Annotated in this window: 17 protein-coding genes; 10 read left to right on the top strand and 7 right to left on the bottom strand. The window is 43.3% G+C overall.

Annotation, left to right across the window (positions count from 1 at the left end; genetic code table 11):
* Together JWQ85_RS03305 and JWQ85_RS03300 are read left to right on the top strand one after the other, a co-directional pair.
* Positions 1-1,122: FUSC family protein (locus JWQ85_RS03305; protein WP_299463902.1), on the top strand; the 1,122-nt coding region annotated here is incomplete at its 5' end.
* A gap of 41 nt (positions 1,123-1,163) precedes the next feature.
* Entirely contained in the window at positions 1,164-1,799 is a 636-nt protein-coding gene (locus tag JWQ85_RS03300; RefSeq protein WP_299463899.1) for a cysteine hydrolase family protein, read from the top strand.
* Positions 1,800-1,893: 94 nt separating this feature from the next.
* On the opposite strand, the gene JWQ85_RS03295 is transcribed toward JWQ85_RS03300, so the two are convergent.
* Both JWQ85_RS03295 and JWQ85_RS03290 read right to left on the bottom strand, forming a co-directional pair.
* Entirely contained in the window at positions 1,894-2,382 is a 489-nt protein-coding gene (locus JWQ85_RS03295) for a PRC-barrel domain-containing protein (RefSeq protein ID WP_299463896.1), read from the bottom strand.
* Positions 2,383-2,405: 23 nt separating this feature from the next.
* Positions 2,406-3,050, bottom strand: coding sequence for an OmpA family protein (locus JWQ85_RS03290; protein WP_299463893.1), 645 nt, complete (start codon positions 3,048-3,050; stop codon positions 2,406-2,408).
* A gap of 321 nt (positions 3,051-3,371) precedes the next feature.
* Here JWQ85_RS03290 and JWQ85_RS03285 point away from each other — a divergent pair, with 321 nt between their 5' ends.
* Positions 3,372-4,922, top strand: coding sequence for a M20/M25/M40 family metallo-hydrolase (locus JWQ85_RS03285; protein WP_299463890.1), 1,551 nt, complete (start codon positions 3,372-3,374; stop codon positions 4,920-4,922).
* A 741-nt stretch (positions 4,923-5,663) separates the two neighbouring features.
* Here JWQ85_RS03285 and JWQ85_RS03280 read toward each other — a convergent pair.
* Both JWQ85_RS03280 and JWQ85_RS03275 read right to left on the bottom strand, forming a co-directional pair.
* Positions 5,664-6,383, bottom strand: a complete 720-nt coding sequence (locus tag JWQ85_RS03280) for a ThuA domain-containing protein (RefSeq protein ID WP_299463887.1) — start codon at positions 6,381-6,383, stop codon at positions 5,664-5,666.
* Between the two features lie 51 nt (positions 6,384-6,434).
* On the bottom strand, positions 6,435-8,144 hold the full coding sequence (locus tag JWQ85_RS03275) for a GMC family oxidoreductase (protein WP_299463884.1): 1,710 nt from the start codon (positions 8,142-8,144) through the stop codon (positions 6,435-6,437).
* A 154-nt stretch (positions 8,145-8,298) separates the two neighbouring features.
* On the opposite strand from JWQ85_RS03275, the gene JWQ85_RS03270 reads away from it, so the two are divergent.
* A complete protein-coding gene (locus JWQ85_RS03270; protein WP_299463881.1) occupies positions 8,299-9,150 on the top strand; it encodes an MOSC N-terminal beta barrel domain-containing protein in 852 nt (283 codons plus the stop codon).
* Here the strand turns inward: JWQ85_RS03270 and JWQ85_RS03265 are convergent.
* Both JWQ85_RS03265 and JWQ85_RS03260 read right to left on the bottom strand, forming a co-directional pair.
* Positions 9,134-10,114, bottom strand: coding sequence for an L-dopachrome tautomerase-related protein (locus JWQ85_RS03265; RefSeq protein ID WP_299463878.1), 981 nt, complete (start codon positions 10,112-10,114; stop codon positions 9,134-9,136). The two genes, JWQ85_RS03270 and JWQ85_RS03265, sit on opposite strands and share 17 nt — an antisense overlap.
* Positions 10,092-10,220 (bottom strand): hypothetical protein, encoded by a 129-nt coding sequence (locus JWQ85_RS03260; protein WP_299463875.1) that lies wholly within the window; start codon positions 10,218-10,220, stop codon positions 10,092-10,094. Before JWQ85_RS03260 ends, JWQ85_RS03265 begins: the two co-directional genes overlap by 23 nt.
* A 296-nt stretch (positions 10,221-10,516) precedes the next feature.
* Between JWQ85_RS03260 and JWQ85_RS03255 the strand changes: the two genes are divergently transcribed.
* From JWQ85_RS03255 to msrB, 3 genes are all read left to right on the top strand, one after another.
* Entirely contained in the window at positions 10,517-12,847 is a 2,331-nt protein-coding gene (locus JWQ85_RS03255) for a transglycosylase domain-containing protein (RefSeq protein ID WP_299463873.1), read from the top strand.
* A 69-nt stretch (positions 12,848-12,916) separates the two neighbouring features.
* On the top strand, positions 12,917-16,096 hold the full coding sequence (locus JWQ85_RS03250; protein ID WP_299463869.1) for a DPP IV N-terminal domain-containing protein: 3,180 nt from the start codon (positions 12,917-12,919) through the stop codon (positions 16,094-16,096).
* Positions 16,097-16,267: 171 nt separating this feature from the next.
* Positions 16,268-16,756, top strand: coding sequence for a peptide-methionine (R)-S-oxide reductase MsrB (gene msrB, locus JWQ85_RS03245; protein ID WP_299463866.1), 489 nt, complete (start codon positions 16,268-16,270; stop codon positions 16,754-16,756).
* On the opposite strand, the gene JWQ85_RS03240 is transcribed toward msrB, so the two are convergent.
* Entirely contained in the window at positions 16,746-17,105 is a 360-nt protein-coding gene (locus tag JWQ85_RS03240) for a GIY-YIG nuclease family protein (RefSeq protein ID WP_299463863.1), read from the bottom strand. The genes msrB and JWQ85_RS03240 overlap by 11 nt on opposite strands.
* Positions 17,106-17,190: 85 nt before the next feature.
* On the opposite strand from JWQ85_RS03240, the gene JWQ85_RS03235 reads away from it, so the two are divergent.
* The 3 genes from JWQ85_RS03235 to JWQ85_RS03225 all read left to right on the top strand — a co-directional run bounded on the left by JWQ85_RS03235 (position 17,191) and on the right by JWQ85_RS03225 (position 19,660).
* Complete coding sequence (locus JWQ85_RS03235) at positions 17,191-17,973, top strand: LexA family transcriptional regulator (RefSeq protein WP_299463860.1); 783 nt, start codon at positions 17,191-17,193, stop codon at positions 17,971-17,973.
* A gap of 122 nt (positions 17,974-18,095) precedes the next feature.
* A complete protein-coding gene (locus tag JWQ85_RS03230) occupies positions 18,096-18,455 on the top strand; it encodes a Spy/CpxP family protein refolding chaperone (protein WP_299463858.1) in 360 nt (119 codons plus the stop codon).
* Between the two features lie 74 nt (positions 18,456-18,529).
* Positions 18,530-19,660, top strand: a complete 1,131-nt coding sequence (locus JWQ85_RS03225; protein WP_299463855.1) for an 8-amino-7-oxononanoate synthase — start codon at positions 18,530-18,532, stop codon at positions 19,658-19,660.
* Positions 19,661-19,714 lie beyond the last annotated feature (54 nt).

Genomic DNA, 19,714 nt, shown 5'->3' with positions numbered 1-19,714 from the left:
AACCTTTATAAATACTATCACTCTAAAGCGTCAGATAGTTTAGTGCAGGGCCCAACCGGTGTAGAGTATTCAAAGTTTGTAGCTCAGCAAGATTACGCGCCACATGTATTTTTTGATAATCTAACATTAGATTCGGGCGCTTTTAAGCATGCTTTAAGGGTGGCGCTGGTTTGTTTAGTGGGGTTTATAACAGCTAAGAACGTATCACTGGGTGGGCATAGTTATTGGGTATTGCTAACAATTATTGTGATATTGAAACCGGGTTTTAGTCTATCTAAACAGCGTAACTATCAGCGGTTAATAGGTACTATAGCGGGCGGGGCCATTGGCATATTGATTCTTAATTTTATCCCCGGTAAAACAGCTCAATTTGTTATCCTGGTTGTTTTAATGATAGGTACATATAGCTTTTTACGAATAAACTATATTGTAGCAGTCATCTTCATGACGCCGTATGTGCTCATCTTGTTTAAGTTTTTAGGATTAGGAACAATAAACGTTTTCCAGGAACGGGTTATTGATACGCTGATAGGATCGGGCATCGCGTTTATTGCCAGTTACTTGCTATTCCCTACATGGGAGTTTGAACAAATTAACGAAACCTTAAAATCGGTTATTACGGCTAATATAAATTATCTGCAAAAGGTATCTGAAAGTATATCCGGGAAGGTTGTGGAGATAACAGAATACAAACTTGCGCGGAAGGATGTATATGTAAACTCGGCCAACTTATCGGCCACATTTGAACGTATGACCTCTGAACCAAAAAGCAAGCAGCGCAACGTTAAAGATCTTCATAAATTTGTGGTACTTAATCATATTTTAGCCTCATACACGGCTAACATAGCCTCAGCATTGATAAGGTCCGGGCAAATCACCCCACATCCCGATATGCTTAAACTTGTAAAACGTAGTATTGCCGTGTTAAAAGAAACCGATAAAAGGCTAAGCGGTGAAAGTATTACCTTACCCCCAACACATCCCAAAACAGATACCGTTCCAAAGCCAGAAGTTCAGCCTGTTCCGCTTACGGTCGATGATATGCTAATGAAAGAGCAATTAGGTTTTATCAATAAAATAACCGTTGATATTGCCAAAGTCACAGATAATGTTTTGAGATAGATAGTAAGCAAACACCAACTGGACTATCTTTCTTAAATAAAATGGACTACTTAACCCATCCACTTAACTATCATATTTGTTTTATAAAAACAAATATGATGAGCCTGCATTTGGAACAAACTCAACCAGCACTTATACTTATAGATGTGCAAACCGCTTTTAATAACGTTGCCTATTGGGGCGGAAACAGGAATAACCCGGGGGCCGAGCAAAACATTGCCGGTTTGCTTAAACACTGGCGGGAAAACGAGCTGCCGCTGTTTCACGTTAAACATAACTCCATCATGCCCGGTTCGCTGCTTGCAATAACCAATCCCGGTAACTCATTTATGGAAGCTGCAATGCCTTTAGATGGTGAATCTATCATCACAAAAAATGTAAACAGCGCATTTATTGGCACTAACCTGCAACAGCTTTTAGATGAACAGCATATAAAAACGGTTATGATAGCCGGATTTACTACAGAACATTGTGTATCTACCACTACAAGAATGGCAGCTAATTTAGGCTATAACACTTATGTTATCGCCGATGCTACGGTAAGCTTCGCTAAGGTTGGTGTAAATGGAGAAAATTTCAGCGCTGAGATGGTACATGCCGTGTCATTAGCCACTCTTAAGGATGAATTTGCCACAATTATAACAACAGAACAGGCTAAGAAAATTGTAACTATATAAAGCTTTGTTATCCTGAATTTATTTCGGCACCCCACATGCATGTTGGCTACCTGCCAGGAGAAATCCTGAATAAATTCAGGATGACATTGGTTGATTAAGCGTTATCGTCGCCGGCTATAAATCCTTCTTCATTTTTGCCATAAAATTTATTTTGGGCAACATGGATAGAACCCGGAGGAATAGGTGCGTCTTTTTCTGCTTTTGCAAGGGCAATACGTATCTCATCGTCGGTATCTTCGTTTATTACCCGCCCTTTTTCATAAAGCGGCAAGGCAAGCAAATTGGTAACGCTTACACCCGGCAATTTCACATTGTCGTTTTCTAAATCAAATTGGGCTATTTCAATGGGGATCAATACCCGGCCTTCTTCCAGGTCAATATCATTGCTTTCCATATCTAATACTATATAGCGCACCTTTCGTGTTTCCTCGCTAAAAAGCAATTCGTACACCTCGCCTACTTTGTTATTGTGCGTATCCTTTACATCCCAACCAAATATTTCGGGCTGGTTATCCACAATCTCATAATCGCTTTCGCTTAACTCCTGCAGCTTGTGGGCACTTGTATTATTATTTGAAGACATGGTCGTAATGTTTAAATGTGTAATTATTTATTGTCAGTAAAAGCCACTATCTCAACACTTCGGTTTTGCGCGCGGCCTTTTTCGGTAGCATTTGTAGCAAGGGGCTTTTTTTCACCCAATGAATGTATGGATAACTTCCCTCCATCAATTCCACCTTTGGTAAGCAGCCAATCCTTTACCGCATTGGCACGGTCTTCACCCAAATTCTTATTATCACTGGCTAACCCTACCGAATCTGTATGCCCGTAAATGGCTATAGCCGCTGTTTTATATCTTTTTGCAAGCGATGCGGTTATCTGTTTCAATTTTTCTTCGGCAGTAGGCTGTAGGGTGCTTTCGTTAGCAGCGAACAGGATATTTTCGCCTATACTGTAAATAGCGTATTTATCATTACCCTTAACTATAATGGCGGTATCGGTCACCTCATCATATGATGTCTTGGGGATATTAAAGTCCACAGCATTCCAATCCGGCTGGGTAGTTACAATTACATTGCTATCTTTTATTGCGGTATCTGTTGCAACAGTATCAGTTGTAGCAATTTTTAAAGGTGCCGACCTGTTACAGCCTTTGTATAATAAAACAGCTATCGCAATAGCAATAATTGCAAATATGATCCATATTAAAACAGAGCCTTTACGTTTAGGCTGAACATCTAATTGTGCCATTTTATATATTGAATTTAAGGTTCTTACTATCAAGCATTAATTAAGCCAATATGTTTTAAATTTTCTATTTTAACCACAGGAGGGCACTGAGGATTGTATGTTTGGTGCGCACAGAGGGCACAAAGTGAATATTTCATTACTATGATATATTTAAATAACACTCTCTGTGTGTCTCTGTGAAAACCTCTATTTACTCTGTGGTTAACTAATGAATACTGCGAATACAACAGGAATGTTACACCCCCTGCTGTAAACACCGTATGTTTTAAGCGATGCATTTTATACATTCGCTATACTAAACTAAGCCCTATATCAACTGATATGAAAAGTATTACAAAACTCTTTATTGCCTCGGCGTTATTTGCCGGGAACACAACATTCGCGCAAACCAAAAGCGCGGTGGTCGATAACATTGTTAAAGAAGGTACCGATAACTCCCAACTGGAAAAACTTGCCCACGAACTTCTGGATGGTATTGGCCCCCGCCTGGTAGGCACACCTCAATTTGACAAGGCCGGTAAATGGGCGCTTGATAAATACAAAGGCTGGGGGATTACCGCACGCCAGGAAAAATGGGGTGAGTGGCGCGGATGGGAACGCGGCATATCGCATATTGACATGGTTTACCCTCGTGTAAAATCATTAGAAGGCACACAACTGGCCTGGAGCCCCGGCATGAAAAAAGCTGTTACCGCCGAACTTATCATCCTGCCCGAATTGGCAGACTCGGTTGCCTTTCAAAAATGGCTGCCATCTGTAAAAGGTAAATTTGTAATGATATCTATGAACCAGCCAACCGGCAGGCCAGACGATAACTGGAAAGAATTTGCCCTTAGCGGGTCAATTGATAAAATGAAAGCTGCACGTACCGAGCAAACCGAGGCATGGAGAAAACGCATCAGCAATACAGGTTTAACTGGGCGTACCTTGCCTGCTGCCCTTGAAAAAGCCGGCGCTGCAGGTATTGTTACCTCTAACTGGTCGGCGGGTTTTGGGGTTGATAAAATATTTGGCGCTTACACCAAGGTTGTACCTACGGTTGATATCGCTTTAGAGGATTACGGCATGCTATACCGCCTAACCGAAAGCGGCGATAAACCAAAGATCACTATACAAACCGAATCAAAAGAACTTGGCGTTGTGCCAACCTTTAACATTGTTGGCGAGATAAAAGGCACCGAAAAACCTAACGAATACGTAATGCTATCTGCCCACTTCGACTCTTGGGATGGCGGCACCGGGGCTACCGATAACGGTACCGGCACCCTAACTATGATGGAGGCTATGCGGATCCTTAAAAAAGTTTACCCCCACCCAAAGCGCACTATAATTGTTGGCCATTGGGCCAGCGAAGAGCAGGGCCTGAATGGTTCGCGCGCTTTTGTTGAAGACCATCCCGAAATTGTTGCTAACCTGCAGGCTTTATTTAACCAGGATAATGGTACAGGCCGCGTAGTTAACATTGGCGGACAAGGCTTTTCTGGTGCTGGCGACTTCATCAACCGTTGGTTAGAGGCCGTTCCCGATACTATTCGTCATCAAATAAAAACCAATTTCCCAGGCTCACCTGGTGGTGGCGGATCTGATTTTGCATCGTTTGTTGCGGTAGGCGCGCCGGGCTTCTCGTTAAGCTCAAACAGCTGGTCGTACGGTAATTATACCTGGCATACCAACCGCGATACTTACGACAAAATAGTTTTTGACGATGTACGCAGCAATGCCATACTAACCGCTATATTGATTTATATGGCCAGCGAAGATCCGGCTAAAATGCCACGCGACAAGGCCCTATTACCTGTTAACAGCCGTACCGGCGAGCCGGGCAAATGGCCGGAGCAAGTAAAATCCAACCGCCACGGTGGTTTAGACTAAGAAATATACTGATCTTATATTTTATACCAAGCCCGTTTCATTCAGTTGAAGCGGGCTTTTCTATGTAATTAGGACGTTGCCTGCGGCCCGGGCTTTCCGCTCATACTGCACGGGCATTAGGCGCAAGGCCGGTATCCGCTGCAATCTCTAACGCATTTTTCCTATTGTCATGCTGAACGACAGTGAAGCATCTAATCGCCGACAGGCAATTTCGATGGGCAAAGTTCGCCGATAGATCCTTCACTGTCGTTCAGGATGACAAGTAAAATAGAGAAAATCGTGGGGCCTCCTGTCAGAGTGGGCGGCCGGGAATGACGGTTTAGCTTTTTTCGATGGAGACGAGCACAGCGAAGTATCGAGTAAAAAGCGTTAAGAACCGGCAGGGCGGGCTGAAGCATCGCTCTGACTTGAATTTTTGCTTCTTTTGTTTCAAGACAAAAGAAGTAGCCCCCGTGGCAATGAGCGGCGAATGTTTAGCGTACACCGAGCATGAAGAGATGCCGAAATAAATTCGGCATCAGTAAGGGTTAAGCATGTTTGCCACCCGTCCTAAAGTTGTTGGTGAAGACACCAACAACGGGCGAAAAAATACGCTCAATTCCTACTGTCATTTCAAACGAGGTACGAGGAGAAATCTTGTTCATCATGCAAAGTTTGCCGAATTACTTTGAACAAGATTTCTCACTATCGTTCGAAATGACGGGTGTGAGACTGGGAGAGAATTATAGACAGGATAAGTTACTACTTCCCTATCGCATATTTAATCCCACCCAATAAATGTTTCAAGTATAACGGATCAGCGTATGAAGCATCGGTGTGGCCAAGGGCGGTGTAAAATGCACGGCCGCCATAAAAGCTATGATACCAGCTCATGGGGTGGTTATCGCCATTTTCGCCGCCTGTGTAGCTTTTCTCATCTATTTTGATCAGTACATGCAAATCATCAGCGATCCACTTGTAATTATACCATTCATCAAGCCTGCGCCAGGTTATAGGCAAATGTTTTGTAGCGATGAAATTGCGATCTACAATTTCCAAATTAGCTTCCTGCTGTTTGCTGGGGTGGCTTTTAAAGTAAGCACCCACCAGTTTACCATACCATGGCCAGTCGTATTCAGTATCGGTAGCGGCATGCACGCCAACAAAGCCATGGCCGGCTTTAATATATTGTTCAAAAGCGGTTTGCTGTTCGTTGTTCAATACATCGCCGGTAGTACTCAAAAATATCACAGCCGCGTATTGCTTTAAATTGTCGGCAGTAAATTTGGCCGCATTGGTGGTAGTATCTACGTCAAAATTATTCTCCTGTCCCATTTTTATAATAGCAGGTATCCCCACCGCAATAGATTCATGGTGGAAACCGGCGGTTTTACAAAATATAAGCACTTTAGGCTTAGCAAAGCTGCAAGCACTTATTAAACATAGTAGTAAAGCGGGTATAAAAGTGTGTTTGATTTTCATATTTTCTATTTCGTATCTGTCTTGTGTCTTGATTCTAAACTCTTGATTCTATTAAAGGTTTCCTTTTTTCAATTCATCCGCGGCAAAATTTGCTGCCCGTGCAGTTAAAGCCATATAAGTTAATGATGGGTTTTGGCATGCAGACGATGTCATAAAGGCGCCATCGGTAACAAATACATTTTGGGCATCCCAAACCTGATTGTGTTTATTCAGTACCGATGTTTTTGGATCATGCCCCATACGTGCGGTACCCATTTCGTGGATGCCATCGCCAATATTGTGGCCGCTGTCATGTGTTTCCACATTTTTAACACCTGCGGCTTCCAGCATAGCTTTAGCTTCTTTCACAATGTCTATCCGCATTTTGCGCTCGTTATCCTTTATCTCGGCATCCATGGAAAGTACAGGCAAGCCCCATTTGTCTTTAACCGTTTTATCAAGGGTGATCTTGTTTTCGTGGTATGGCAGCAACTCGCCAAAACCACCTATACCAATTCTCCATCCTCCCGGTTCAGATAATTGGTCCTTATATTTTCCGCCAATATTCATTTCGGCTATTTCACGGCTCCAGCCATTTCTACTTGCGCCGCCCTGGTAACCAAAGCCACGCAGGTAGTCGCGTTTATCATCGCCAACATTGGCAAACCTTACCACATACGTACCATTCGCCCTGCGGCCATAGTAATATTTATCTTCGTAACCCTCTACATCGCCGCTTGCGCCAAGGTTGTAATGGTGATCCATAATATTGTGGCCCAATTCGCCGCTGCTGCTGCCTAAGCCGCCATCCCAAATATCGGTAGCCGAGTTCATCAGCACCCAGGCACTATTTAACGCCGAGGCGTTCACAAAAACTACCTTCGCATAAAACTCATAGGTTTTGTTTGTTTCGGCATCAAGCACCTCCACTCCTTTTGCTTTTTTGGTATCCTTATCGTACAATATTTTCGTAACAATCGATTGCGGCCTAACGGTAAGGTTGCCCGTACGTAACGCTGCCGGAAGAGTTGACGACTGCGTACTAAAATATCCGCCAAACGGGCAGCCTTCCCAGCACCTGTTTCTGAACTGGCAACCGGTACGGTAAGGAATAGGTTTGGTAAGGTTAGCTACACGGCCAATGATCATGTGCCTGCCAAATTCTTTTTTAATACTTGCTGCTACATCCTTCTCTACCCAGTTCAGGTCCATTGGCGGTAAAAAATGGCCGTCGGGTAAATTAGGTATGCCTTCCATAGAACCACTGATCCCGGCAAACTTTTCGGCATGTTCATACCAGGGTGCAATATCTTTATAGCGGATAGGCCAATCGATTGCCCAGCCATCCTTCGCGTTAGCTTCAAAATCAAGGTCGCTCCAACGGTAGCTTTGGCGTCCCCATAAAATGGAACGGCCACCCAAACGATACGATCGCCACCAGTTAAAAGGTTTCACTTCGGTATATGGTGCATCATGCTCATTTGCCCAGGCATCCATTATGGACTCTTGCGCACCCCAATTGCGTGATATTACTGGGCGTTGCTTGCGTTGTTCCTGCGTTACATTACCACGGTGTTCAAAATCCCAGGGGTTAAATTGTGAGGTTTTATAATCTTTTATATGTTCATAATTAGGGCCACGTTCCAGCATAATGGTTTTTAGGCCACGTTCGGTGAGCTCTTTGGCCGCCCATCCGCCGCTAATACCCGATCCTATTACTATTGCATCATAAGTGTTGTTGGCCGTAGCCTTCCCATTAATGTTTGGTGCGTTAACTGACATTTTAAAAGGTTTAGCCGGCACAGGGGGAAACCGGCAATGGTTATTTGGGTTAATTGATCAAACAATACTATTAATTAATAGTCAATAAATCAATTGTATTTTAAACATTTATAATTCTTTTAAAAATTCATGTGCCAATGCATTACTTTTGTGTATGCTTCGTGTTAGTCAGCTGTTTATTTATCCCATAAAATCGTTTGGTGGCATTGCTCTTAGTACCGCCCGGCTAACCGACCGCGGGCTGCAGCACGATCGCCGCTGGATGCTGATAGACGAAAATAACCGTTTCTTGTCGCAGCGCGAGCACGCGCAAATGGCCCTGTTTAAAATTGAGCTGGAAACGGATAGCCTTAAGGTTATTTATACTACCGACGGCTCACAGATTAACATCCCCTTTATCCCCCTTAAACAGGATTTACTGGATGTTACCATTTGGGATGATACCTGCACCGGGCAACTGGTAAGTGATGTAGTAGATGCATGGTTCACGGTTAAATTGGGCATCCCTGCCCGCCTGGTTTACATGCCCGATGAAACCCACCGCGCAACCGACCCAAGATACACCACCCAGGGTACTATCGCTTCTTTTGCCGATGCATACCCTGCCCTGCTCATTGGCCAGGCTTCATTAGATGATCTGAATAAGCGGCTGGCAGAACCATTACCCATGAACCGCTTTCGCCCGAATATTGTGTTTGAAGGCGGTGAACCGTACAGCGAAGATCTGATGGACCACATCGCGATAAACGGTATTGATATGTACGGTGTAAAACTTTGCGCCCGATGTATCATGACCACTATTGACCAGCAAACCGCTGTAAAAAATAAAGAACCCTTAAAAACCCTTGCCCGCTATCGCCGTAAAGGCAACAAAATACTCTTTGGCCAAAACCTGGCTTTTAACAGTACTGGTGTATTAAATATTGGCGACGAGATAAATGTGCTATCGCTGCATACTGAAGAAAGGTTTCTGATCGGCGATACAACCGCTACTTCGGCAATTTAACTTTGTAAACCCTGTATGGGTATTCCACTTTACTTTCGCCGTTATTATACCTGGGTAAACGGTTCATTTGCGATGCGCTTACATAAAGGTATCCGTCATTGCCAATCCCAAAAGAATCGGGCCATGCCAATCGGGCATCTTTCACCAGAAAATGCACTTTACCGTTTGTTGTAACGTATTGTATAGCATGGTCGGGCGAATCGCTTAAGTATACATTTCCTCTGGTATCGGCTATCATACCGTGACAGATCCCCGTTTCGGCAACCATCTGTACTTTAGTACTCAGGTCGGCATCGGTTAAAGTTACGTTGGCTAAATGTTCGGTAGCTATGCGGTAAAGTTTGGTTTGATTGATAGAACGGAAATAAAACCACCTGTTATCGCTGGTTAAAGCAATGCCGTTTACGTTTGATGTGAATGGTGTGCCATCGTTATTTACCACATCTTTACCATCCAGATGCAGTTTAAGGCCGGGTTCAACAACGGTCGACTTATCATCTTTTAACACTACCCTGCTTTTACCGCTTTGCAGATCGAGCACGATTAGAGCATGCTGGCCCGGGTCTGACATGTACGCCAACTGCCGGCTATTATCAATACACATATCGTTTAAAGCTATCTTATCTTTTGGCAGGTCATCGAAGGTGTAAATGCGCTGTACTTTATTATCATCTAAACTTATTTTTAAGAGTTTAAACTTACCTTCCTTCTTCTTTCCATCGCCAATAACCGCGGCCCAACCCGCCGGGTAAGAGTCAAGCACCCATAGGTTATTCTGGTAATCGGCATACAGACCCTGTACACTCATAAAGTGGGTTTCTGCTTGGGCAGTATCAACTTTGTTCCAATCCGCATCAGGGAAAGGCACACGCTGCCCGTTCACAATTTCTGTTAACCCATACAAATAAGGCTCGGTACGCGGGAATGACACAAACAGGCGGTTACTTTTTGGTGCGACAGCCACACCAATAGGCTGGTTTTTTGCCGAACGATGCCACCTCGATAAGCTGCTGTGCCATAGATGTATATGCTACTGCCACAATGGATACTGTAGTGAATATCTTTTTCATTTAATGAATACTAATGAAGTTAATTTTAGTTTGATTTTTTAACCACAGAGAATAGAGAGAGAAAAATCACAGAGAACACAGCGCTTTATTTATACTGATATAATTAATGACTCATTCTATCTTTGTAACCTCTGTGGAAAACCTCTGTGTTCTCTGTGGTTAAATCCCTTCCTAACCGTTCACAAAATATTTCTCCCATCAAACATATTAACTTAAAATTTACTTATTAAAATTGCGTTGTTAACTTTTGTTTACGCCCGCTATGATTTGGGCGCTTAATTTTACATCTTTACCCAATGTTCAGAGAAATAAAGAACCGGTATCTAAGATATTTTACTGTATTTATATATTTTGTTATAGTTTTTTTCTGCGCCATCGAATTAAACTTTCTCTGGCTGTTTGGGTACTCGCCTGACATGCAGGACATTAAGCAACCAACCATGTCGGTTTCGTCAGAAGTTTATACTGCGGATGGCAAGCTGATAGGTAAGTTTTACAAAGAGAACCGCTCCCCTGTTGATTATAAAAGCATTTCCCCTAACCTGATAAATGCCCTTGTCGCTACCGAAGATGTGCGCTTTTACAAACATGGCGGTGTAGATTTTCTGGGCTTTTTTGGAAGTTTAATTTCTACCGCAAAGGGCGACAGGCGCGGCGGCAGTACCATTACCCAACAATTAGCGAAAAACCTGTTTAGTACCCGTAAGCGTAAATCGCAGGGTTTAATAAGGTATGTGCCCTTGCTACGCACAGTTGTATTTAAATGTAAAGAATGGATCACTGCTTATAAAATAGAGCATCAATATAGCAAGCAGCAGATACTTACCATGTACTTAAATACCGTTCCGTTTGGTAACAACTCCTTCGGTATAAAAACGGCTACTTTAAAATATTTTAACAAAACACCTGATGCGGTTAACCCTGCCGAAGCTGCTACACTTATAGGCATGCTTAAGGCCACATCAACCTATAACCCGAAAACTAACCCCGAACGTTCATTAGAACGCCGTAATGTGGTTTTGAGCCAGATGGAAAAGTATCATTATCTTGATAAGGCCGCTTACGCTACCAATGCAGCTTTACCTTTAAACCTCAACCTTAATTATATTGACAGAACTGGTCAGGGTGACTCATACATTCGCCATGCGGTTGAAAAATGGCTGGATAAATGGTGCAAGCAAAACGATTATGACCTATACGAAGATGGGTTAAAGATCTACACTACTATCGATTCTAAACTGCAGCAATACGCCGAAGAAGCTGTCGCGCAAAAAATGAAGATGCTGCAAAAGCGCTTCAATAACCTATGGGGTAATAAAAACCCCTGGAGAGACAGCAAAGGTGTGGAGATAAAAGACTTTTTGCTGAAAGCTGAGCAAAGACTGCCGATATACAAGTTGCTAAGCAAAAAATACAACGGCGATACCACGCAGATAAATGCTTACTTCGAGAAAAAGAAACGCATGAGCGTGTTTACCTGGAACGGTGACAAGGACACTACCTTCTCCAGTGTTGATTCTATAAAATATTATACCAAGATCCTGAACACCGGCATGATGACCATGGAGCCATCTACCGGAAAAATTAAAGTTTGGGTAGGCGGTATCGATCACAAATATTTTAATTACGACCACGTTAACCAGGCCAAACGCCAGGCAGGCTCAACGTTTAAGCCATTTGCTTATGTTACCGCTTTGGATAACGGCTTTACCCCTTGCGATAAGTTTACCGATAAACCGGTGACCATTAAATACAAGGATAATGGCAAAGACGATGTATGGCAGCCTAACAATGCGGATTTCCACTTCTCGTACCGCGAAATGTCGTTACGTTGGGCAATGGGTAAATCTGTAAACTCTATTACCGCGCAGATTACCGAGCATGTTGGCTGGGATAAGATTGTAGAATACGCGCACAAAATAGGTATCGAAAGTCCGTTAAAATCGGTACCATCAGTATCATTGGGTTCTAATGATGTTTCGGTATTTGAGATGGTGAGGGCATACAGCACTTTCCTGAATAAAGGCGAAAAGGTTGACCCGCTACTGGTAACCAAGATCACTGACCAAAAAGGCGATGTCATACAAGAATTTGCCCTGAAAGCCGAACGCGTTTTAAGCGAAGAAACGGCCTGGCTAATGCTGTATATGTTCCGCGGTGGTATGGAAGAACCGGGCGGTACATCACAAGCCTTGTGGGAATACCCAAGCCTTTGGAAAAAGAATAACCAGATTGGTGGTAAAACAGGTACTTCAAGCGATTATGTAGATGGCTGGTATATGGGTATCACTAAGGACCTTGTAACCGGCATATGGGTAGGCGCCGACGACCGTAGTGTACACTTTACCTCGTCAGAGACCGGCGAAGGGTCGCACACAGCCCTCCCTATTTTTGGTACCTTTATGGAAAAAGTGTATGCCGATCCAAAATCCGGCTATACTTACGGGCCATTCCCTAAGCCATGGGTAAAAATAACTAAGGAGTATATGTGCCCATCGCCAATTATAAGGGAGGATACAACAACAACCGATAGTTTGATGGAAATACCTATGGATACCACGGCCACGCCGGTAACCGTACCGGCACCCGAAGAGAACCCGGAGAACAAGCCGCCAGCTAAAAAATAAAATAAGCAACCAAGCTTGCCTTGGGCACGTATTTAGTTTAAATTAGCATTATCGTATAATACGCTATATATGAATAAACGGTTCCCCAATAATTTATCCATAAAATATCCTTTTGTATTATTGTGCCTTGTGGCAGCGCTGCTGTTTAACCAACAGGCTAAAGCCCAGTATTTTGGGCAAAACAAGGTGCGTTATAAAAACCTGAAGTTTAAGGTTTATAAAACCCCGCACTTCGAGATCTATTACTATCTGAAAAACGATAGTTTGATAAAGCGCTTTGCACAGGAGAGCGAGTTGTGGTACACCCTGCACCAACAGATCTTCCGCGATACATTTAACAAGCCCAACCCTATTATATTATACGCCAACCACCCCGATTTTCAGCAGACTACGGCTATTGATGGTGAAATTAGCGTGGGTACTGGCGGTATTACCGAAGGTTTAAAAAACCGGGTGGTGATGCCTATAATGGAAACAAACCAAACCACACGCCACGTACTGGGGCACGAGTTAGTTCACGCTTTTCAATACCATACCCTGCTGGGCCGCGATTCGTCAAACTTTGAAAATATTGGAAACTTGCCTTTGTGGATGGTTGAAGGTATGGCGGAATATCTGTCCTTAGGTAAAAAAGACGCCTACACCGCCATGTGGATGCGCGATGCTTATTTGAACCACGATATCCCTTCTGTACGCGATCTAACCCAGAGTAATAAATACTTCCCCTACCGCTATGGCGAGGCTTTTTGGTCGTTCTTAGGGTCAACCTACGGCGATACTATTATTGTGCCTTTCTTTAAAAACACAGCCCGTTTCGGGTTGGAGTATGGCATCAGGCGTACGTTTGGGTATGATGACAAAACCTTGTCCAGGTTATGGCAAAACTCTATTGAAAACACGTATAAACCTTTACTGAAAGATACGATACAAACGCCGGTTGGTAAACGTATAATTGATGATAAAGTGGGTGGCGACCTAACTGTTGCCCCATCGGTAAGCCCCGATGGTAAGTATCTGGCTTTTTTGTCGTCAAAAAGCTTGTTCAGTATTGATCTTTATCTGTCTGATGCTAAAACGGGCCGGATTATAAAACGGCTCACCAGTAAGGTATCCAACACACATATCGATGAGTTTAATTTTATTGAGTCGGCGGGTACCTGGTCGCCGGATAGTAAGAAATTCGCGTTTAGCGTATTTAGCAAAGGGCGTAACCGTATGCTGGTTGTTGACGTGCCCGATGGCCGCATAGTGAATGATTTTTCGATGGGCAAGGCCGAGCAGTTTAGTAACCTTTCCTGGTCGCCGGATGGTAAAAATGTGGTATTCCAGGGATTATCCGAAGGGCAAGGCGACCTTTACATGTATAATTTCGATTCGAAAAAGGTTACCCAGCTTACCAACGATAAATACTCAGATTACCAGCCTAACTTTTCAAAAGATGGTAAACGGGTCATATTCTCGAGCGATAGGGCTACTTATGATACAAAGCTATCGCAGGATATAACCTTCAATTTAGCTGAGCTGGAAATGGCCACAGGCAAAGTAACCGATATTAAAGTTTTTGATGGGGCAAATAATCTGAACCCGCAATACTCGTCGGATGGTACACAGGTCTACTTCCTTTCAAACAGGGATGGCTTCCGCAACCTTTATCGCTATACTTTAATTGGCGGCAAAATAGAACAAATGACCGATCTGTTCACCGGTATTTGTGGTATAACCGAGTATTCGCCCGCGCTAAGTCTTTCAGATAATAACGATGTGGTTTACTCCTATTATCGCGCCCAAAAATATTCGATCTATAACGCCAAGGTGTCCGATTTTAAACCCGTTGTGGTTGATGCTGGCAGCACCAACTTCGCGGCAGCTATGTTACCGCCTTTGCGTGCTGTGGGTGTCGATCTGATAAACAACAACCTTAATAATTACCTGGCCTACAGCAAAATCCCGCTCGATTCGATACATGCTATCCCCTATAAGCCCAAGTTTAAGTTAGATTATCTGGCCAGCAGTGGCATTGGTGCTTCGGTAGGTTCGTACGGTACGGGCTTATCAAGTGGTGTACAGGGTGTATTTAGTGATATTTTGGGCCGCAACCAGATCTATGCAGGTGTGGCTGTAAACGGCGAGATCTATGATTTTGGCGGGCAGGTGATGTATATTAACCAGCAGGGCCGCTGGAATTTTGGCTTAGGTGTTTCACATATTCCTTACCAATCGGGCACGTATGGTTATGGTTTTACCAATATTGATATAAATGGTACATCAACCCCTGTTTATGAAGAAAAAACCGACATTATCCGCACGTTTGAAGATGCGGTGCAGGCATTTGCATCCTACCCCATCTCCAGATCGTTACGGGCAGAAATAGGAACTTCGGCCTCACGCTACTCTTATCGCGTAGATAGATACAGCAGCTATTATGATTATACTACCGTGCAAGATGCAAACGGTAACGACCAGGTAGTTATTGGCCAGTTTGTTGATTACAAAAAGCATAAAATATCACGCCAACAGTTCCTGGCCGAAAATGGTATCGATCTGAAGCCCTTCTCCATATATGGCATGAGTACCGCTTTGGTGGGTGATGATTCTTATTTTGGCATTGCCGCCCCGCTAAACGGGCACCGTTTCCGCTTAGAGGCCGAATACAATGTAGGCACCTACAATTTCTTCTCGCCTACTATTGATCTGCGTAAATATGTACGGGTAGCACCTGTTACATTTGCTGCAAGGCTTTATGGCTACGGCAGGTTTGGCAACAATGTAAGTGGTTTGTATCCTTTATATGTAGGCTATCCGTTTTTAATACGTGGTTATGAGGCGCAAACTTTTTATAATTCGCATACGGTAAACACAAACGGTTTTACAATTGATCAATTATCAGGCGATCGTATCGCGGTAGCAAACTTCGAGGTGCGCTTACCATTTACCGGCCCCGAGAAACTGGCTGTTATCAAATCAAAATTCTTGTTTACCGATCTTAACTTCTTTTTTGATGCCGGCCTGGCCTGGCAAGGTGGCAACGAAATAAAATTCCAAAAAGCACCAGATGCTGTAGGTACCGATCCAACAACCGGCGAAACACTTTATAACACCAACCAGCGTGTACCGGCACTAAGCGCGGGTATCTCCCTTAGGGTAAATTTCTTTGGGGCATTTATATTGGAACCGTATTTCGCTATTCCGTTTAACCGGTCGGATGTTAAAAAACCTGTATTTGGTTTAACATTTGCACCGGGATGGTAGGGTTTTCAGTTGGCAGTTTTGAGTTGGCAGTTAGCAGTGAAGAATAGTTAACTGTAACTATTTATTCTACATGTCTATTGCTTATTGCCCACCGCGTACTGCAAACTGTTAACTGCAAACTGGCAATAGCATGACATCTATACCGGCGAGGTATTCGTAAATTGTAGTATTATGAAAAGATCAATTTTAGCAATACTGATAATTAGCATATTTACAGCCTTTGGCTGTGATAATAGTAACGGGCAAAATAAAGCAGAGCAGGAGAAAAGAAGGTTAAGCAAACCTGCTGCCGAATGGAAAAAGAAGCTTACGGCAAACCAATACGAAATAATGGTGAACCGTGGTACCGAACCACCTTATAAGAATGCCTATTATGATAATCACCAGAAAGGTGTTTATATAAGCGCCGCCACCGGCGAGGTGTTATTTAGTTCGGCCGATAAATTTGACAGCGGTACAGGCTGGCCAAGTTTTGTAAAAGCGGTTGATCCCAACAAGGTCGAGATTGTACACGACAGCAGCTTTGGCATGAGCCGCGACGAGGTTATTGAAAAAAGCACAGGCTTACACCTTGGTCATGTATTTGATGACGGCCCTGCAGACAGGGGCGGCAAAAGATATTGCATGAACTCGGGTGCTCTGGTTTTTGTTAAACAGTAACTGCCCTGCGTGCCGCTTGTATAGAAGGCCTGCCATAAGCGGGCCTTACTCTTATACCACTTTCGTAGTTTAGGCCTGCAGTAAGATCAACCCAATCCGGGTTTACCGGGCGTATCATTTTTTCTTTTTGAGGGCGGGTATAAGTGCTTACTGTTTTAAAGCGCTCCATGGCCTGCTCTTCAGTATTTATCTCCTCAAAATAAACTAAGCGGTTCAGTTGTTGCGCGCTATCAAAAAATAAGGTAGGCATCTCACCATAAAACTTTAGGGTTTTAAGCAAGTCTGTGCACATACCAACATGTAAATTTTTCCTGTTTCTGTCTGTGATAATATAAACGAACCTCTTCATTTGATAAAAAAATTTGCTGATTAAAAAATAATTACTAATTTTATGAGCATAAAAATACTAACTATTTTAGCAATTCCAAATTTTTATGGCAAATATTTCACAAAATATTAAATTTCTTCGCAAAAAGAAGGGTCTAACCCAGCAGCAATTCGCTGATCAGGTAGGCATAAAACGTTCATTAGTAGGCGCATACGAAGAAGAACGTGCAGAACCCAAGTACGAACTACTAAAAGCATTAGCAATATTTTTTGACATCTCAATTGATGATTTTATCAACGAAACCATTGATGAGAAGTGGGCGCCAAAGCCAAAAGGCAATCCGGCAAACCTCAGGGTGCTAAGTATTTCGGTAGATAAAGAGGACAACGAAAATATTGAAATGGTACCTTTAAAAGCCAGCGCCGGTTATTTAAATGGTTACGCCGACCCTGAATATGTTGGGCAATTACCAAAGCTTTATTTGCCTATGTTTAAACAGGGCACCTACCGTGGTTTCGAAATAAAAGGCGATTCGATGTTGCCGCTACAATCGGGTACTATTATAATAGGCGAATACCAGGAAAACTGGGCCGATGTAAAAATTGGCGAAACATACGTGATCATCTCAAAAAATGATGGCGTTGTTTATAAACGCGCCGGCAATAAATATAAGGAAGGCCGCAACCTGAAACTGATATCAGACAACCCAGTTTACGACCCATACGAAATAAGCGCCGAGGATGTATTAGAGATCTGGAAAGCCAAGGCTTATATATCTACCCATATGCCAATGCCTACTCCCGAGCCTACCATGGAAAGCCTTACCAGCATGATGGCCCAGATGCAGCGCTCGATAGCGAATTTGAATAACAGTAAAGACGTTAACTAAGCCACGGCAACATTTAAGTTACACTTAAGCCGCAGCTCATAACAATTAAGTTACATAACATCAGGTTAAACTATTCACCATTATCTTTATCATAACATCAGTTAAACTAAAAAACTAAAGAAATGAAAAAGATTATGATGATCTGCCTTTTCCTTTTAGGAATATCAGCAGTAAGTTTCGCACAGGGCCGCCAAAGAATGAGCACGGCCGATAGGGTTAAAGCCATGAAGGAAAGCCTTAAGCTTAGTGATGACCAGGTAACCAAAATTACAGCAATTTACGATGGGCAAACCAAATCAATGGATAGTCTTCGTACTGCTGGTGGCGACATAAGGACGCAAATGCGCCCTATGATGCAAGCTACTAACGATAAAGTTAAAGCCGTATTAACACCTGAGCAGGCAGCCGCTTATCAAAAACAAATGGACGAAGCGCGCGCTCAACGCCAAAACGGCGGTGGCGGTGGCCAATCCAACAAGTAATACATGTTATTGCTAAAATAAAAGAAGCGGCTATAGGCCGCTTTTTTTTATTTTAGCAGAAAATTAACAGGCAATTGGCATCATTAGAAACATATATAAAAAACAAACTTGATGAGCGCAAATTGCTGGGCACCTACCGCACACTTCGGCCCGAAAGTAACCTGATAGACTTCTGCTCTAACGATTACCTTGGCTTTGCCCGCTCCCCTGTTTTAAAAAGCAACATCCAAAACGAGATAGATACCCACCCGCTTAGCTTAAACGGCGCTACCGGCTCGCGCTTAATATCAGGCAATATAACTTATGCCGAAGAACTGGAACAGCAAATTGCCACATTCCATCAAAGCGAGGCCGGGTTATTATTTAATTCGGGATACGATGCTAACGTGGGATTGTTTTCCTCCTTGCCGCAAAAGGGAGACACCATCATACATGACGAGCTGATACACGCCTCTATTATTGACGGTGCGCGCTTAAGCCACGCCAACCGATACATATTTCGCCATAACGATTTGGATAGCCTGGAGGGCAAGTTAAAGCAGGCAAAAGGCATTTGCTATGTGGTGATAGAAAGCGTTTACTCTATGGATGGCGATACCCCTCCTATTACAGATATCCTAAAACTAACCGAACAATACGGCGCGCACTTAATTGTAGATGAAGCACATGCCGTTGGTCTTTATCCATCGGGATTAATAACACATTTAGGTTTGCAGGACAGGGTATTTGCCCGTGTGGTAACCTTTGGCAAAGCATTGGGCTGCCACGGGGCCATTGTTTTAGGGAGTAGTTTGCTGCGCGAATACCTCATCAATTTTGCACGGGCGTTCATTTATACCACAGCGGCATCGTTTCATCAACTGGCGGCTGTGAAAATGGCTTACGGGTTTTTAAATGAGTCGACAGCAGAAATTGAGCACCTGCATCAAAATATCAGCCTGTTTAAACAAGGCATCCAACATAATAACACCTACCCTTTAATTAACAGCAATAGCGCTATACAATGCATCATATTAAATAGCAACGATAAGGCTAAACAAGCCGCACAGCAATTGCAAAGTGCAGGGTTAGATGTACGGGCGATATTGAGCCCTACCGTAGCGCAAGGCACCGAACGTATCCGAATTTGTCTCCACTCTTATAATACGATTGAGCAGATCGGACTGCTTACTTCAACCATAAACACCATTATCCATGCAGAATAAACCACTATTTGTTACAGGGATTGGCACCGACATTGGCAAAACACTGATATCGGC

The sequence above is a fragment of the Mucilaginibacter sp. genome (assembly GCF_028288105.1).
Taxonomy (GTDB): domain Bacteria; phylum Bacteroidota; class Bacteroidia; order Sphingobacteriales; family Sphingobacteriaceae; genus Mucilaginibacter.
Note: the sequence above shows the minus strand (reverse complement) of the source record. Positions and strands in the feature narration are given on the sequence as shown.

Coding starts and splice junctions, on each gene's coding strand:
- msrB (WP_299463866.1), top strand. CDS start 16,268: ATGAAAAGATCAATTTTAGCAATACTGATAATTAGCATATTTACAGCC.
- JWQ85_RS03260 (WP_299463875.1), bottom strand. CDS start 10,220: ATGAAAAAGATATTCACTACAGTATCCATTGTGGCAGTAGCATATACA.
- JWQ85_RS03285 (WP_299463890.1), top strand. CDS start 3,372: ATGAAAAGTATTACAAAACTCTTTATTGCCTCGGCGTTATTTGCCGGG.
- JWQ85_RS03250 (WP_299463869.1), top strand. CDS start 12,917: ATGAATAAACGGTTCCCCAATAATTTATCCATAAAATATCCTTTTGTA.
- JWQ85_RS03300 (WP_299463899.1), top strand. CDS start 1,164: ATGGACTACTTAACCCATCCACTTAACTATCATATTTGTTTTATAAAA.
- JWQ85_RS03290 (WP_299463893.1), bottom strand. CDS start 3,050: ATGGCACAATTAGATGTTCAGCCTAAACGTAAAGGCTCTGTTTTAATA.
- JWQ85_RS03295 (WP_299463896.1), bottom strand. CDS start 2,382: ATGTCTTCAAATAATAATACAAGTGCCCACAAGCTGCAGGAGTTAAGC.
- JWQ85_RS03235 (WP_299463860.1), top strand. CDS start 17,191: ATGGCAAATATTTCACAAAATATTAAATTTCTTCGCAAAAAGAAGGGT.
- JWQ85_RS03280 (WP_299463887.1), bottom strand. CDS start 6,383: ATGAAAATCAAACACACTTTTATACCCGCTTTACTACTATGTTTAATA.
- JWQ85_RS03240 (WP_299463863.1), bottom strand. CDS start 17,105: ATGAAGAGGTTCGTTTATATTATCACAGACAGAAACAGGAAAAATTTA.
- JWQ85_RS03275 (WP_299463884.1), bottom strand. CDS start 8,144: ATGTCAGTTAACGCACCAAACATTAATGGGAAGGCTACGGCCAACAAC.
- JWQ85_RS03230 (WP_299463858.1), top strand. CDS start 18,096: ATGAAAAAGATTATGATGATCTGCCTTTTCCTTTTAGGAATATCAGCA.
- JWQ85_RS03255 (WP_299463873.1), top strand. CDS start 10,517: ATGTTCAGAGAAATAAAGAACCGGTATCTAAGATATTTTACTGTATTT.
- JWQ85_RS03270 (WP_299463881.1), top strand. CDS start 8,299: ATGCTTCGTGTTAGTCAGCTGTTTATTTATCCCATAAAATCGTTTGGT.